This window comes from Streptomyces otsuchiensis, assembly GCF_004305975.1.
GTDB classification, from domain to species: Bacteria; Actinomycetota; Actinomycetes; order Streptomycetales; family Streptomycetaceae; genus Streptomyces; species Streptomyces otsuchiensis.
In genome coordinates this window covers 1-15,087 of record NZ_BHZI01000148.1, presented here as the reverse complement: position 1 = coordinate 15,087, position 15,087 = coordinate 1, and the positions used below count along the sequence as shown (strand labels likewise).

Annotated in this window: 12 protein-coding genes; 7 read left to right on the top strand and 5 right to left on the bottom strand. The window is 72.9% G+C overall.

The genetic code is table 11. The features are described 5' to 3' along the window. Positions 1 to 240 precede the first annotated feature (240 nt). A complete protein-coding gene (locus E0D90_RS15515) occupies positions 241 to 702 on the top strand; it encodes a MarR family winged helix-turn-helix transcriptional regulator (protein WP_130798809.1) in 462 nt (153 codons plus the stop codon). Between the two features lie 36 nt (positions 703 to 738). On the opposite strand, the gene E0D90_RS15510 is transcribed toward E0D90_RS15515, so the two are convergent. Beyond that, positions 739 to 1,896: a sensor histidine kinase gene (locus E0D90_RS15510; protein WP_438827401.1), complete on the bottom strand. Its 1,158-nt coding sequence runs from the start codon at positions 1,894 to 1,896 to the stop codon at positions 739 to 741. Between the two features lie 80 nt (positions 1,897 to 1,976). Further along, a complete protein-coding gene (locus E0D90_RS15505; RefSeq protein WP_130798807.1) occupies positions 1,977 to 4,382 on the bottom strand; it encodes an MMPL family transporter in 2,406 nt (801 codons plus the stop codon). A gap of 526 nt (positions 4,383 to 4,908) precedes the next feature. Between E0D90_RS15505 and leuA the strand changes: the two genes are divergently transcribed. Continuing rightward, positions 4,909 to 6,741, top strand: a complete 1,833-nt coding sequence (gene leuA, locus E0D90_RS15500; RefSeq protein WP_103528898.1) for a 2-isopropylmalate synthase — start codon at positions 4,909 to 4,911, stop codon at positions 6,739 to 6,741. Positions 6,742 to 6,978: 237 nt separating this feature from the next. Further along, positions 6,979 to 7,638, top strand: coding sequence for a TerB family tellurite resistance protein (locus E0D90_RS15495; protein ID WP_103504782.1), 660 nt, complete (start codon positions 6,979 to 6,981; stop codon positions 7,636 to 7,638). A gap of 151 nt (positions 7,639 to 7,789) precedes the next feature. On the opposite strand, the gene E0D90_RS15490 is transcribed toward E0D90_RS15495, so the two are convergent. Together E0D90_RS15490 and E0D90_RS15485 are read right to left on the bottom strand one after the other, a co-directional pair. Then, entirely contained in the window at positions 7,790 to 8,080 is a 291-nt protein-coding gene (locus E0D90_RS15490; protein ID WP_174856206.1) for a hypothetical protein, read from the bottom strand. Between the two features lie 124 nt (positions 8,081 to 8,204). Continuing rightward, positions 8,205 to 9,515 (bottom strand): 6-phospho-beta-glucosidase, encoded by a 1,311-nt coding sequence (locus tag E0D90_RS15485; RefSeq protein ID WP_130798805.1) that lies wholly within the window; start codon positions 9,513 to 9,515, stop codon positions 8,205 to 8,207. 69 nt (positions 9,516 to 9,584) lie between these two features. Here E0D90_RS15485 and E0D90_RS15480 point away from each other — a divergent pair, with 69 nt between their 5' ends. From E0D90_RS15480 to E0D90_RS15465, 4 genes are all read left to right on the top strand, one after another. Beyond that, positions 9,585 to 10,712: a carbohydrate kinase family protein gene (locus E0D90_RS15480; RefSeq protein ID WP_130798803.1), complete on the top strand. Its 1,128-nt coding sequence runs from the start codon at positions 9,585 to 9,587 to the stop codon at positions 10,710 to 10,712. Between the two features lie 222 nt (positions 10,713 to 10,934). After that, positions 10,935 to 11,996, top strand: coding sequence for a PhoH family protein (locus tag E0D90_RS15475; RefSeq protein WP_130798801.1), 1,062 nt, complete (start codon positions 10,935 to 10,937; stop codon positions 11,994 to 11,996). A 15-nt stretch (positions 11,997 to 12,011) separates the two neighbouring features. Further along, the gene (gene ybeY, locus E0D90_RS15470; protein WP_103503845.1) at positions 12,012 to 12,506 is read left to right on the top strand and encodes an rRNA maturation RNase YbeY; all 495 of its coding nucleotides are present in this window, start codon (positions 12,012 to 12,014) and stop codon (positions 12,504 to 12,506) included. A gap of 183 nt (positions 12,507 to 12,689) precedes the next feature. Beyond that, the gene (locus E0D90_RS15465; RefSeq protein WP_130798799.1) at positions 12,690 to 14,093 is read left to right on the top strand and encodes a hemolysin family protein; all 1,404 of its coding nucleotides are present in this window, start codon (positions 12,690 to 12,692) and stop codon (positions 14,091 to 14,093) included. Between the two features lie 80 nt (positions 14,094 to 14,173). Here the strand turns inward: E0D90_RS15465 and E0D90_RS15460 are convergent, their stop codons facing one another. Beyond that, positions 14,174 to 14,956: a polysaccharide deacetylase family protein gene (locus E0D90_RS15460; protein ID WP_438827402.1), complete on the bottom strand. Its 783-nt coding sequence runs from the start codon at positions 14,954 to 14,956 to the stop codon at positions 14,174 to 14,176. Positions 14,957 to 15,087: the final 131 nt, after the last annotated feature.

The following is a 15,087-nucleotide window of genomic DNA, read 5'->3' as shown; positions in this document are numbered from 1 at the left end:
ACGCTGAACGGCGTTGCGGGTGCCCTGTGCCCTGTGCGCTCCGCGCTCCCGCGCCATGACGGACAACCGGCCGTGGTCGTACGCCGTCGTACGTCGGCCGGTTGTCCGTCATGGCGCGGGAGCGCGGAGCGCACAGGGCACAGGGCACCCGCAACGCCGTTCAGCGTCGTTCAAATTGGAACTGACTCGGGTGAGCGTACAAGAGAGGTTCGAATTTGAACAACGCCGTAGGATGTCCCCATGGCGAACACGCGGTGGCTGGACGAGCAGGAGATGGCGGCCTGGACCGCCTTTCTGGAGGCGACACACCGCGTCTTCCGCGAGGTGGAGGCCCAGCTGCGCGACGAGGCCGGGCTCTCCCACCCCCAGTACGAGGTCCTGGTCAAGCTGGCCGCCGCCGGCGCCGACGGGCTGCGGATGACGGTGCTGGCCGCCTCCCTCATCACCTCCAAGAGCGGACTCACCTACCAGGTCGGCCAGTTGGAGAAGCGCGGGCTCGTCCGCCGCTGGGAGTGCCCCACCGACACGCGCGGCGTGAGCGCCGGGATCACCCCGGACGGGCTGGAAGCCCTGCGTGCCGCCGCGCCCGGTCACGCGGAGCAGGTACGCGCCGTCCTGATCGATCTGCTGGACCGCCCGCAGCTGGCCGCCCTGGCCGATGCCATGGGAACGGTCAACACCCGGCTGCGCGACGGCGGCTGACCGGCGGCCCGGCCCGCCGCCCGGCCGTGGCTCCTCTCAGGGCCGCTCCCCCTCCGGCAGGGGCCGCTCCCCCTCCGGCATCGGCAGCTCGGCGGTGACCTCGAAGCCGGGCCCGCCCCGGCGCGGCGCCGCCGTCAGCGTGCCGCCGACGCTGCGCACCCGTTCCCGCATCCCGACGATGCCGAACCCCGCCTCGGCGGTGGGCGGCCGGGCGCCGCCGAAGTCCGTGACCACCACGCGGACGACCGCCCCCTCCGGAGCCTGGTCGACCCCGACCCGCACCCGGACCCGGACCGAGGGCCCCGCGTGCCGTACGGCGTTGGTCAGCGACTCCTGCACGATCCGGTAGACCGCCGCGTCCACGGCGGGCGGCAGCGACGGCGGCGCCTCCGGAACCGCCAGCTCCACCGCGGCCCCCGCCGACTCCGCCGCCCGCACCAGGTCGGGCAGCCCCGCGCTGCCGGGCAGCGGCCCCTGCTCCGGCTCGCCCGCGCGCAGCACCTCCAGGGTGCGGCGCAGCTCGGTGCGGGCGTCGCGGCAGGTGTCGGCGATCCCGTCGAGCGCCTCCGCCAGCGCCGGGCGGTCCAGCCGGTCCGGGTCGGCGATCAGGACGTGCGAGGCCACGGCGGTCTGCACGCCGATCAGCGTGATGCTGTGGGCCAGCAGGTCGTGCAGGTCACGGGCGATCCGCAGCCGTTCCTCGGCGACCCGCCGGGCCGCCTCCTCCTCGCGGGTACGTTCCGCCCGTTCGGCACGCTCGGTCACCGCGGCCACGTACTCCCGCTGGATGCGCATCGTCTCGCCGAAGACGAGCACCACCAGCACCCAGCCGGCGGTCTGGAACATCGCCAGCCCGCCGTCCGCGTCGATGACCAGCATGATGGTGACGGCGGTGCCGATCACCGCGCCGCCCGCCAGCACGGTGCGGCGCCTCGGCCCGAGCACCGCGACCGAGTAGACCGCCACCACGGAGGCCGGGACTGCGGCCGCGTGCGCGTAGTCCAGCGCGTGGTACGGCCCGACCGAGGCCACCATCAGCGCGAGCACCACCAGTGGGTGGACCAGGCGCCAGACCAGCGGCACCACCGCGACCACCAGCAGCGCCCAGCCGAGCAGGTCGGGCCGGTCCCCGGCGCCGAGCCGGGTCAGCGCCAGGGCGGCGGTCAGCGCCGCGACGCCGCCGGTCAGCGCCACGTCCGACCGGGTGGGCCGGGGCCTGGGCGCGACGCCGCCGCCCGGGTCGAGGACGACCCGGACGGCGGCGGCGGCACGGCTCAGGATGACGGGCTCCCCGAACTCCCGCCCCGACGGCCGGCCGTGACCGGACCGGAGGCGTCGGCACCGTCGAACCCACCGCGGGAGCCGCCCTCGGAACCGGCACCGGAACCGACCCCGGCCCCGTCGCCGGAACCACCGGAGCCACCAGAGCCACCGGAACCGCCGGAACCGCCGGAACCACCCACGGCGGAACCGCCGGAACCGCCACCGGCACCCGGCCGGGACAGGGCACCGGGCCACCACATCCGACGGTCGAGCAGCCAGCACGCCGACGTCAGCAGGTAGGGGCGGACCAGGAAGGTGTCCATCAGCACACCGACCGCCACCACGAAGCCCAGTTCCACCATGACCACCAGCGGCAGGCTCATCAGCACGCCGAAGGTCGCCGCCAGCACGATGCCGGCCGAGGCGATGACACCGCCCGTCTTGCGCAGCGCGATCAGCACCGCCTCGCGGGTCTCGGCGCCACGCAGCGCCTCCTCCCGCATCCGGTGCATCAGGAAGATCCCGTAGTCCACGCCCAGCGAGACGCTGAACGCGAAGGTGAGCAGCGGAATCCAGCCGTCCATGCCGCCGAAGCCGAACACCGGCCCGAAGAACAGTCCGCCCAGGCCGAGCGCGGCACCCCAGGAGACCACCACGGCCGTCAGCACCAGCGCCGCCGCGACCAGGCTCCGGAAGAGCGCGATCAGGATCAGCAGTACCGAGACCAGCACCAGCGGGATCACCACGACGCGGTCGCGGGCGTTGGTGTCGTCCAGGTCCACGGCCTGCGCGGTGTTGCCGCCGACCAGCGCGCCCTGGCCGCCGATGCCGTCGAGCGCGTCGCGCAGCTCCTGCACGGTGCGGCGCTCCTCAGGGGAGTCGGAGGCGCCTGCCGCGAAGACGCTGATCTCCGTCCAGCCGTCGCCGGACCGCCCGGGCACCGCGTTGGCGACACCCTCGGTCTCCGACGCGACGGCCAGCGCCTCGTCGGCGTGGTCGCTGTCGGCCACGACCGTGATCGGCTGGGTCGACTGACCGGGGAACGCGTCGGCCAGTGTCTGCATGGCCACCACCGAGTCCGGGGTCTCGGTGAAGAAGTCCTCGTCCTTGAGCGGGCCCGGCAGGTTCAGGGTGCCGACGCTCAGCGCGCCGAGCAGCACGACACCGCCGACCAGCAGCGCGGTGGGCCGCCGGCTCACGGAGGTGCCGAGGCGGGCGAAGATGTTCCCGCGGCCGCCCGGCTCGCTGCCGTAGGCGGGGATCAGCGGCCAGAAGATCCGGCGGCCGGTGAGCACCAGCAGCGCCGGCAGCAGCGTGATCATCACCAGCAGCGCGCACAGCACGCCCGCCGCGCCGACCGGCCCGAGGCCGTTGCTGCTGTTGTGGTCGGCCGCCATCAGGCAGAGCAGACCGGCCGCCACGGTGCCGGAGGACGCCAGCAGCGCCGGGACACAGCCGCGCATCGCGGTCCGCATCGCCTCGTAGGCCACCTCGTGCTCACGCAGCTCGTCCCGGTAGCGGGCCACCAGCAGCAGCGCGTAGTCCGTTCCGGCGCCGAAGACCAGCACCGTCATGATCGACGACGCCTGGGTGCTGACGGTGATGCCGAACAGCTCGACCAGGCCGTACACCGCCGCCATCGCCGCCATCGCCGCGATGCCGACGCAGATCAGCGGCAGCAGCCACAGCAGCGGGCTGCGGTAGATCAGGATCAGCAACACGGTCACCACCGCGACGGTGGCCAGCGTCAGCGTGACGTCGATGGACTCGAAGACCGATCCGGCGTCGGCGCCGATGGCCGCCGGCCCGCCGACCTGCACGGTCAGCCCGTCGGGGACGTTCTCACCGGCGATGTCGCGCACCGTGTCCACGGCCGCCGCCTCGGGGTCCTCCTCCGCGTCCGAGCCGCTGCCGGCCGCGGCGCCCGGGCTGAGGGCGACCGGGTAGAACGCCGTCGCGCCGTCCTCGGAGACCACCGGCTCCGGCAGGTCGCCGACGACCTCCAGACGGTCCGCGATCGCGTCGATCTGCCGCTCGGCGGCCCGGAAGTCGTCGGAGGTCAGGCCGCCGTCACGCTGGTACACCATGATCACGTCGTCCGTGCCGCCGCCCGGAAGCTCCCGCGTGATCTCGGCGACGGTCGTGGAGTCGGCGCTGTCCGGCAGGTAGGCGAGCGAGTCGTCCTCCTGCACTCCGCTGAGCTTCCCCGCGAACGGGCCGAGCAGCGCCAGCAGCAGCACCCACAGGCCGATCGTGGCCCATGGCAGCGCGCGGCGCCGCGCGGTCGACGACCGGCTCGCGCCACGGGACGGACCGCCACGGGACGGACCACCGCCGTCACCGGGCGGCGACCCTCCGGAAGTGCCGCTGCCCGGGGTGCCGCCGCTGTCGGGGGCGGGCGTGGAATCGGCCCTCATCGTCGGGCCTCCTGTCCTGTTCGCTGATCGGTCGCTGCGCCGTACCGGCTCGCCGCGAGCTGCGACTACCCGGCCGGGCCGGGACGACGCACGCGGAGAAAGCGGGCACCCGACCAGCATTCCGGCCCGGAACCCCGCGACCGTCGGCCTCGGGGGTGAGCCGCACGCTACTCCCGGCGGCGGTCGCGGCCCGCCACTACTCCCCCGGGAGTCATTCCGGCGGCCGCCCCGGTACGCCGAACGGGCCACCGCCGCGCTCACACCCGCCGCCGCCTGCGCCGACCCCGGAAGCGACGCCGCAAGCGCCGCCACCCGCCGTGACGGAGCCATGCCGGATCTCGCATAGTGATACGGAAGCAGCGGACCGGGCTCCGCAGGGGCTACGCTGGCCGCACCATGCGATTCGGGATGCTCCTCCTTAGCCGCCGCGGCGAGGGTCTTCAGTAGAGACCGGCCCCCTCACCGCGGAGTCTGGTCGTGCCCGTCGGTCCACGGAGCCCGTGTCGCCCTGGAGGAGACCAGCATCATGGCAGCCCAGCCCGCATCCCCCGTACCGCCCGCATCCCCCGGTGACGACGGCTCGTCCGCCGACCGGCCGAGGATCGGGGCCCGGACCCCGCAGACCACCGCCACCGCGCGCCAGCGTCCGTCCGGGCTGCCCGTGCACCGGTACCGGCCGTACGAGAGCGTCGACCTGCCCGACCGCGAGTGGCCGAACCGCCGTGTGACGCGGGCGCCTCGCTGGCTCTCCACCGACCTGCGGGACGGCAACCAGGCACTGATCGACCCGATGTCGCCCGCCCGCAAGCGGGAGATGTTCGACCTGCTGGTACGGATGGGCTACAAGGAGATCGAGGTCGGCTTCCCCGCCTCGGGCCAGACCGACTTCGACTTCGTGCGCTCGATCATCGAGGACGACGCGATCCCCGAGGACGTCACCATCTCGGTGCTGACGCAGGCCCGTGAGGAGCTGATCGCCCGCACGGTGGAGTCCCTGGTCGGCGCCCGCAACGCCACGGTGCACCTCTACAACGCCACCGCGCCCGTCTTCCGCCGCGTGGTCTTCCGCGGCGGGAAGGACCAGATCCGGCAGATCGCGGTCGACGGCACCCAGCTGGTGATGGAGTACGCGGAGAAGCTGCTGGACGAGCGGACCACCTTCGGCTACCAGTACTCCCCGGAGATCTTCACCGACACCGAGCTGGACTTCGCGCTGGAGGTCTGCGAGTCGGTGATGGACGTCTGGCAGCCGGAGGCCGGCCGCGAGATCATCCTCAACCTGCCGGCCACCGTCGAGCGGTCCACTCCCTCGACCCACGCCGACCGCTTCGAATGGATGTCCCGCCACCTCTCCCGGCGTGAGTTCGTCTGTCTGTCCGCGCACCCCCACAACGACCGCGGCACCGCCGTCGCCGCGGCCGAGCTGGCGGTGATGGCGGGCGCCGACCGCGTCGAGGGCTGCCTGTTCGGCCAGGGCGAGCGCACCGGCAACGTGGACCTGGTCACCCTGGGCATGAACCTCTTCTCCCAGGGCGTGGACCCGCAGATCGACTTCTCGCAGATCGACGAGATCCGCCGGACGTACGAGTACTGCAACCAGATGGACGTGCACCCCCGCCACCCCTACGTCGGCGACCTCGTCTACACCTCCTTCTCCGGCTCGCACCAGGACGCCATCAAGAAGGGCTTCGAGGCGCTGACCGCCGAGGCGGCCGAGCGGGACGTCGCCGTCTCCGACCTGCCCTGGGAGATGCCCTACCTGCCGATCGACCCCAAGGACGTCGGCCGCACCTACGAGGCGGTCATCCGGGTCAACTCCCAGTCCGGCAAGGGCGGGATCGCCTATGTGCTGAAGAACGAGCACAAGCTGGACCTCCCCCGCCGGATGCAGGTGGAGTTCTCCCGCATCATCCAGGAGCGCACCGACACCGAGGGCGGCGAGATCACCCCGGCGCAGATCTGGGCGGCGTTCTGCGACGAGTACCTGCCCACCCCCGAGCGTTCCTGGGGCCGGATCGCGCTGCGTTCCACCCAGGGCCTGGCCATGGGCGACGACGGCCACGACCGGCTGACCGTCGCCGCGCTGGTGGACGGCGCGGAGACGACGCTGACCGGCTCGGGCAACGGCCCCATCGCGGCGTTCTTCGACGCGCTGGCCGGCGTCGGCGTCATCGGCGACGACGTACGGCTGCTGGACTACGTCGAGCACACGATGAGCGAGGGCGCCGGCGCCAAGGCCGCCGCCTACATCGAGTGCGCCATCGGCGACCGGGTGCGCTGGGGCGTCGGGATCGACGACAACATCGTGATGGCGTCGCTGAAGGCCGTCGCCTCAGCGGTCAACCGCGCGGCGCGCTGAGCAGGTCACGGACCTCCCCGGGCGGGAGCGGGCACGTCCCGCGCCCGCCCGTCCGGGCCGCCGGTACCGGTCGGCGGCCCGGGCACAACCGTCCCGCGCGACAACCCGACGGACGGTTTCGGACGCCCGCACGCGAATCCCCCCCTTTGTCTCTCCCGGGTGCTGACGGCACCGCACACCTGTGGCTAACATCACCCCACTGCGGCAGCGTTGCCGACATGTGACGGAGGTACGGGCGTGGTGCACTCCCGACGGAGGGGCGGGCTGTCCTGGGTGGCAGGGGTCCGCACCGTGTGGCGGGTCGTCGAGGACGGCGAGTTCTACTGCCCGGACTGCGGCGGCGACCGCTGCTACCAGCGACTGGAGGGCAGGCGCCGCTTCACACTGCTCCGGGTGCCGCTGCTGCCGCGCGGCCGGGCCGTCCCGGTTGTCGAGTGCTCGTACTGCCGGCACCGCTTCTCGCTCCAGGCGCTGGACGCCCCGACCACCGTCCGGCTGTCGCTGATGCTCCGCGACGCGGTCCAGGCCATCGCGCTCGCGGTGCTCGCCGCGGGCGGCGCCGAGTCCCGCGCCGCCCGGGAGGCGGCCGTGGACAGTGTGCGTGACGGCGGGCACCCGGACTGCACCGAGGAGCGGCTGCTGACGCTGCTGGCGGCACTGACCGCCGAGGGCGAGCTCGTACCGGAGACGGAACTGCGGGAGGCGCTGTCGCCGCTCGTTCCTCATCTGGCCACCGCGGGCCGGGAGTCACTGCTGCGGGAGGCCGCCCGGATCGCTCTCGCCGACGGCCGCTACCTGTCCGGGGAGAGCGCCGCTCTCGCCACCATCGGCGCCGCGCTGTCGCTCGCGCCCACCGACACCGAGCGGCTGCTGACCGAGGCCGGCCAGGGCGTCTGACAGGCTCATCCCTTGCCCCGCCGGCCCGCGCACCGACGTGAACGAGACGGGCTGCCTGGTCCGGCACCACCGTGACGGTGGCGGACCAGGCAGCCCGTCTCCAACGGCATCCGGGTACGGCCGACGGCCGTTCCCGACTACCGGCTGTGCGCTACCAACGGCGACGCAGCGCACCCGCCACGACGTTGCCCACGGCCGCGTACACGACGGCTGCGATCCCGTAGTTCAGCGTGACCCGCCACCAGTCGGGGCTGACCTCGAACATGTCCCGGGACCAGCCGGCCAGCCATGACGCGGCGTCATGGATGAAATCCACGAACCCGTTGTCCTGGTTGGCACCGAGCAGGTAGAGCAGAATCCACAGGACGATGACGACGACCGCCAGATTCGCCAGTGCGGCGACCGCGAACGCTACGGGGTTTCCTCGGCTTCGTGTGACCATGACAAGCGGATTACCGGATCGGCGTATCGCAAACAACAACGTCCCGCCAGGGTGTGATACAGGCCACATCGGCGGCCCCCGAATCCGGCCCCACACTCCGGTCGCCGGACGCGGCGCGGCAGCGCTACCGCCCCAGCCTGCGGAGCAGCAGCCGGTTGGCGACGGCCGGCGAGTCCACCAGCGGATGCAGCGTCAGGGCCCGCAGCGCCGCGTCGTAGGAACCGGTCGAAGCGGCCTCGATGGTGGCCCGTTCCACCGCCTTGACCTGGAGCATCAGCCCCAGCTCCGCCTCCCCGGGCGGAGCGGCCGGCAACGGGCGCGGACCGGCGGCGCCGACCTCGCAGACGGTCTCGATCACGGCGTCGGCGTCCAGCGCGGCCACCGTCCCGGCGTTGCGGACGTTGAGGATCAGCCGGGCACCGCGGTCCTCGTACAGGGCACGCATCAGGTCCAGGGCGACCTGCTCGTAGCCGCCGCCCTCCAGATCCTCCGGATCGCGTTCTCCGCCCGCCCCGGCCTCGCGCGCGTCGGCGAGATAGGTGCGTTCCCGCTCCATGCGGGTCACGTCCCACAGCGCGAGCGCGCGTTCGGGCTCGGCGGCGGCCCGGGTGAAGAAGCCGGACTGCTGCCGGTCCAGGAACTCGCCCCGGGTCTCGGCCGCCTCCCACTCCTGCTCCAGCGCCTCCCGCCGGAAGTAGTAGTAGTGCAGGTACTCGTTGGGCAGCGCGCCCAGCGCCCGCAGCCAACGGGCGCCGAAGAGCCGGCCCTCCTCGAAGGTGGTCAGCGCGGCATCGTCGGCGAGCAGCCCCGGCAGCAGGTCGCGGCCACGGTGGGTCAGCGAGCGCAGCCACCCCAGGTGGTTGAGGCCCAGGTAGTCGTACTCGGTGCGCGCCGGATCGGCGCCGGTCGCCCGGATCGCCCGCCGCACCAGACCGACCGGTGAGTCGCAGATGCCGATGACCCGGTCCCCGAGCACGCGTGACATCGCCTCGGTCACCATCCCCGCCGGATTGGTGAAGTTGATGACCCACGCCTGCGGCGCCACCTCCCGCACCCGCTCCGCGAGCCGGACCGCGACCGGCACGGTGCGCAGGCCGTACAGCACACCGCCCGCGCCCACCGTCTCCTGGCCGAGGACCCCCTCGGCCAGAGCGAGCCGCTCGTCACGCGCCCGCCCGACCGTGCCGCCGACCCGCATGGCGGAGAAGACGAAGTCGGCGTCGCGCAACGCGTCGTCCAGCTCCTCGGCGACCCGCACCACCGGGCCGGCGCCGGACGACTGCTGGCGCAGCACCTCGGCGATCACCGCCACCCGCGCCGGGTCGGTGTCGTGCAGCACCACCTCGGTGACCCCGGTGCCGGGCGGCTGGGACAGCAACGCGCGGTGGACCAGGGGGACGCGGAACCCACCGCCGCCGATGATCGAAAGCCTCATGCCCCGGAACGTACCGTAGATACCACGTCAGAACGGTCAGCCCAGCGGCGGCCGACAGGGAGGCCCACGATGGAGGACATCACCGACGCCGGCCGGCGCGCCACCGGCCCGGACCCGCTGGCGCGGCTGCGCGCGCCCGGCGACGTCGGCTGCGACGTCTATCTCACCGGAACCGTCTTCCTCGACATCATCTTCACCGGGCTGGACGGCGCCCCCGTGCGCGGCACCGAGTCCTGGGCCCGGGGCATGGGCTCCAGCCCGGGCGGTGTCGCCAACATGGCCACGGCGCTGGCGCGCCTGGGACTGCGCACCTCGCTGGCGGCGGCGTTCGGCGACGACAAGTACGGCGAGTACTGCTGGGAGACCCTGCGCGAGGGCGAGGGCATCGACCTCTCCCTCTCCCGCACGGTCGCCGGCTGGCACTCCCCCGTGACCGTCTCGATGGCCTACGAGGGCGAGCGGACGATGGTCTCGCACGGCCACCAGGCACCGTTGCCCGAACCCGCGCCGGGCGCGCCGCCCCCGGCCCGCTCCGCCGTGACCTGCCTGGAGCCAGGCCACCCGCAGCCGTGGACCGCGTCGGCGGCGCGGCAGGGCACGCTGGTCTTCGCCGACGTCGGCTGGGACGACTCCGGACGCTGGGACCTGGCCGCGCTGCCGGAGCTGGAGCACTGCGAGGCGTTCCTCCCCAACGCCGGGGAGGCGATGCGCTACGCGCGTACCGACTGCCCGCGCCGCGCGGCGCGCAAGCTGGCCGAGGTGGTGCCGCTGGTGGTGGTGACCCTCGGCGACCAGGGCGCCTACGCGGCGGACGGCCGTACCGGCGAGTGCGCGGACGTGCCGGCGATCGCGGTGGACGCGCTGGACACCACGGGCGCCGGCGACGTCTTCGTCGCCGGGTTCGTCACCGGTTCGCTGGCGGGCTGGCCGCTGACCGACCGGCTGGCGTTCGCGGGGCTGACGGCCTCGCTGTCGGTGCAGGAGTTCGGCGGCTCGCTGTCGGCCCCGGGGTGGCCGGAGATCGCCGCCTGGTGGCGGCAGGTGCGGGCCGGTGACCGCCCGGCGGCACCGGTGCACGCGTTCCTGGACGAGGTGCTGGCCGGGTTCGGGCAGGCGCCGCCGGCCGGCCCCCTGCCGCCGCGTGCCGGAGCCCGGCGACGGGCGGCGCCGACCCTCGGCTTCCGGGAGCGGCGCTGAGCGACGCCGGACAGCCCGGCGACGATCCCGCTGCGGCGCCCCGGCCACCCGCCCCGCTCCCCGTGCCCACGCGGCCGCCACGGATACCGGGCCCTGGCCCGCCCGCGCGCGGAACGGGGGCGATATATTCCGGTGGAACTGTCGCCGGGCCGTCGTAGGCTGGAGACCAGCACGAGATCGCGGACAGCGGAGAGGGATGACGAGGGCCGTCTGAGGCCGCCCATGACGCAAACACCCACACACCAGTCAGCGGGAAACACCGGCGACGCCACGGCACGCTTCAAGGTGCCGGCCAAGCACCCGATGGTCACCGTCCTCGGCTCCGGCGACGCGCTGCTGCGCGTCATCGAGGGGGCGTTCCCCCGTACCGACATCCATGTCCGCGGCAACGAGGTCACCGCCAGCGGCGATCCGGACGAGGTGGCACTCGTCCAGCGCCTCTTCGACGAGATGATGCTGGTGCTGCGCACCGGCCAGCCGATGACGGAGGACGCGGTCGAGCGGTCGATCGCGATGCTCCGCAGCGGCGGTGAGGGCACGGGCTCGGAGAGCCCCGCCGAGGTCCTGACGCAGAACATCCTCTCCAGCCGCGGGCGGACGATCCGGCCCAAGACGCTCAACCAGAAGCGCTACGTCGACGCCATCGACAAGCACACGGTGGTCTTCGGCATCGGCCCGGCCGGCACCGGCAAGACCTACCTGGCGATGGCCAAGGCCGTGCAGGCGCTCCAGTCCAAGCAGGTCAACCGGATCATCCTCACCAGGCCGGCGGTCGAGGCGGGCGAGCGGCTGGGCTTCCTGCCCGGCACCCTCTACGAGAAGATCGACCCGTACCTGCGCCCGCTGTACGACGCGCTGCACGACATGCTCGACCCCGACTCCATCCCCCGGCTGATGGCCGCGGGGACGATCGAGGTCGCGCCGCTCGCCTACATGCGCGGCCGGACCCTCAACGACGCCTTCATCATTCTCGACGAGGCACAGAACACCAACCCCGAGCAGATGAAGATGTTCCTCACGCGCCTGGGGTTCGAGTCGAAGATCGTGATCACCGGTGACGTCACGCAGGTCGACCTGCCCGGCGGCACCAGGAGCGGTCTTCGCGAGGTACAGGACATCCTCACCGGCGTCGACGACGTCCACTTCTCGCGGCTGGACAGCAGCGACGTGGTCCGCCACAAACTGGTGGGCCGCATCGTGGACGCCTACGAGCGGTACGACGACCGCAACGGTGCCAACGGCGGCCACGGTTCCGCCCGCGGTCACGGTCATCACGGAAAGTAGCTGAGCGCCCCCACCATGGCCATCGAGGTCAACAACGAGTCCGGGCTCGACATCGACGAGCGGGCGATCCTGGACATCGCCCGCTACGCGCTCACCCGGATGCGCATCCACCCACTCTCCGAGCTGGCGATCATCGCGGTCGACACCGACGCGATGGAGCAGCTGCACCTGCAGTGGATGGATCTGCCGGGGCCGACCGACGTCATGTCCTTCCCCATGGACGAACTCCGTCCCGGCCGGGAGGACGAGGAGCCCCAGCAGGGTCTCCTCGGCGACATCGTGCTGTGCCCCGAGGTCGCCCTGACCCAGGGCACCCAGGCCCCGACCGGGCACTCCATGGACGAGGAGCTGCAACTGCTCACCGTCCACGGTGTGCTCCACGTCCTCGGGTACGACCACGAGGAACCCGCCGAGAAGGCGGAGATGTTCGGCTTGCAGAAAGCCATCGTGGACGGCTGGCGCGCGGAACAGGGGCTGACCGGCCCCTCCCCCGCGCCGACCGTGACATGAGCGTCCTACCCGGGCGTGGACGTGCCGGCCGGCACGTCCACGCCTTGTCCACCAGCCGGCGAACCCGCCTCAGGCGGCCCATCAGTGATGGGCCGCCCCTTCGGCGTGTCCCCACAACCGCGGAGTTGACCGACCCACCATGACCCGACGACATCCCGACCCGAGCGTGCGAGTGCGAGTGCGATGAACACCTCTCTTCTGCTGGCCGTCGCCGGACTGGTCCTGCTGGCCTGGCTGGCCTCCTGCGCGGAGGCCGGACTGGCCCGGATCTCCAACTACCGCGCGGAGGAGGCGGTCCGCAACGGCCGCCGCGGCGCGGCACTGCTGACCACGGTCGCCGCCGACCCCACCCGGTATCTGAACCTCGCGCTGCTGCTGCGGGTCGCCGCCGAGAGTGCCGCGGCCGTGCTCGTCGCCTACGCGGCCCTGCGGTTCTTCGACGGGGTCTGGCAGGCCCTGACGGTGGCGTTCGCGGTGATGCTGCTGGTCTCCTTCGTCGCCGTCGGCGTCTCGCCGCGGACCATCGGCCGGCAGCACCCGGTCACCACCACCACCGCCGCCGCGTATGTGCTGGTCCCGCTGGCCCGGGTGCTGGGCCCGCTGACGCAGTCGCTGATCCTGCTCGGCAACGCGCTGACCCCGGGCAAGGGGTTCCGGAAGGGCCCGTTCGCCTCGGAGGCCGAGCTGCGGGCGATGGTCGACCTCGCCGAACGCCACCAGCTGATCGAGGACGACGAGCGGCGCATGGTGCACTCCGTCTTCGAGCTGGGCGACACCCTGGTGCGCGAGGTCATGGTGCCGCGCACCGACCTGGTCTCCGTCAGCCACGACAAGACGATCCGGCAGGGGCTGACGCTGGCGCTGCGCTCGGGCTTCTCCCGCATCCCGGTGACCGGCGAGAACGACGACGACATCGTCGGGATCGTCTACCTCAAGGACCTGGCGGGCAAGGTGCACACCAGCCGCTCCGCGGAGTCGGAGCTGCTGGAGACGGCGATGCGCCCCGCGACCTTCGTGCCGGACAGCAAGAACGCGGGCGACCTGCTGCGCGAGATGCAGCGCGACCACTCGCACGTCGCGGTCGCCATCGACGAGTACGGCGGCACGGCGGGCCTGATCACCATCGAGGACATCCTGGAGGAGATCGTCGGGGAGATCACCGACGAGTACGACCGGGAGCTGCCTCCGGTGGAGGAGCTGGGCGAGGGACGCTACCGGGTCACGGCCCGGCTGGACCTCGGTGACCTCGGCGAGCTGTACGGCATCGAACTGGACGACGAGGACGTCGAGACGGTGGGCGGTCTGCTGGCCAAGGAGCTGGGCCGGGTGCCGATCCCGGGCGCCAGCGTGGAGGCGCCGCTGGTGGCGGGCCCGGCGGACAACGGGCTGGGCGCGCTGCGGCTGACCGCCGAGTCGCAGGCCGGCCGGCGGAACAAGATCATCACCATCCTGGTGGAGCCGCTGCTGCGGCCCGCCCCGGAGGGCGAGGACCGGGACCGGGACCGGGAGAAGGACCGGGACCGGCCGGAGCGCGAGGCGGACTCCGGACGGTCCGGCCGGAAGCCGGAGAACTCCGACCGGCAGTGAGCCAACGGCCGGTCGGCGGGGCAGAGCGCCCGCCGGCCGGCCCACTCCGGCCCGCGCCGGCCCGCGCCGCCCGCCGCGGGTCAGGGCCGGTAGACGGCGCCCGGCTCCGGGACGGCCGGTGCCATCAGCTGCGAGACGGTGACGAAGGTGTACCCCCGCGCACGGAGTTCGGTGATGATCTCGGGCACCGCGGGGATGGTCCCGGCGTACCGCTCGTGCAGCAGGATGACGCCGTCGCGTTCGGCCCCGTCCAGCACGCGTTCGACGATCAGCTCCGTGTCGGTCGTCTCGTAGTCCTTAGCGGTGACGCTCCACAGGATCTGGGCCAGCCCCAGGTCGCGCATGATCTCCGAGACCTCGTCGCTGGTGCGCCCCTGCGGGGGCCGCATCAGGTCCGGGGTGATGCCGGTGATCTCCTCGATCAGTTCCTGGAGCGGTTCGATCTCCGCGCGGATCTCGGCCTCGGTCAGATCGGTGAGGACCGGGTGGTTCCAGGTGTGGTTGGCGATCTCGTGGCCTTCTTCGACCATCCTCACCACGGTCTCGGGGTAGGTGTCGACGTGCCCGTCGCCCTCCAGGAAGAAGGTGACCGGGACGTCCTCCTCCAGGAGGAGGTCGAGGAGGTCCGGGGTGGGTTCGCTGGGGCCGCCGTCGAAGGTGAGCGCGACGCACTGGTCCGTCACACAGTTCACGGTGTCGGCCACCAGCACGGTGCCGGACTCGGCCGCGGCGGCCTCGCGCGCGTCGGCGGGCGAGGTGACATCGGTGAGGGTGGAGCAGCCGGCGGTCGCGGCCACCGCTGCCAGGGTGAGGGCCGCGACAGGCAGGGCGGCCCGGGAGCGCCGCTGGTGGCGGCCGGGTATCGGGCCGCCGTCCGGTATTCGGCCGGCGGCGCGCCGGGTGCGCGCGCGACCATTGCGCTCGGGGGTGGAGGGGGAGCCGTACGGGGTACGCGCGTTCATCGGTGAGGTCCAGGTGTCGGGTCGGGCCGGGC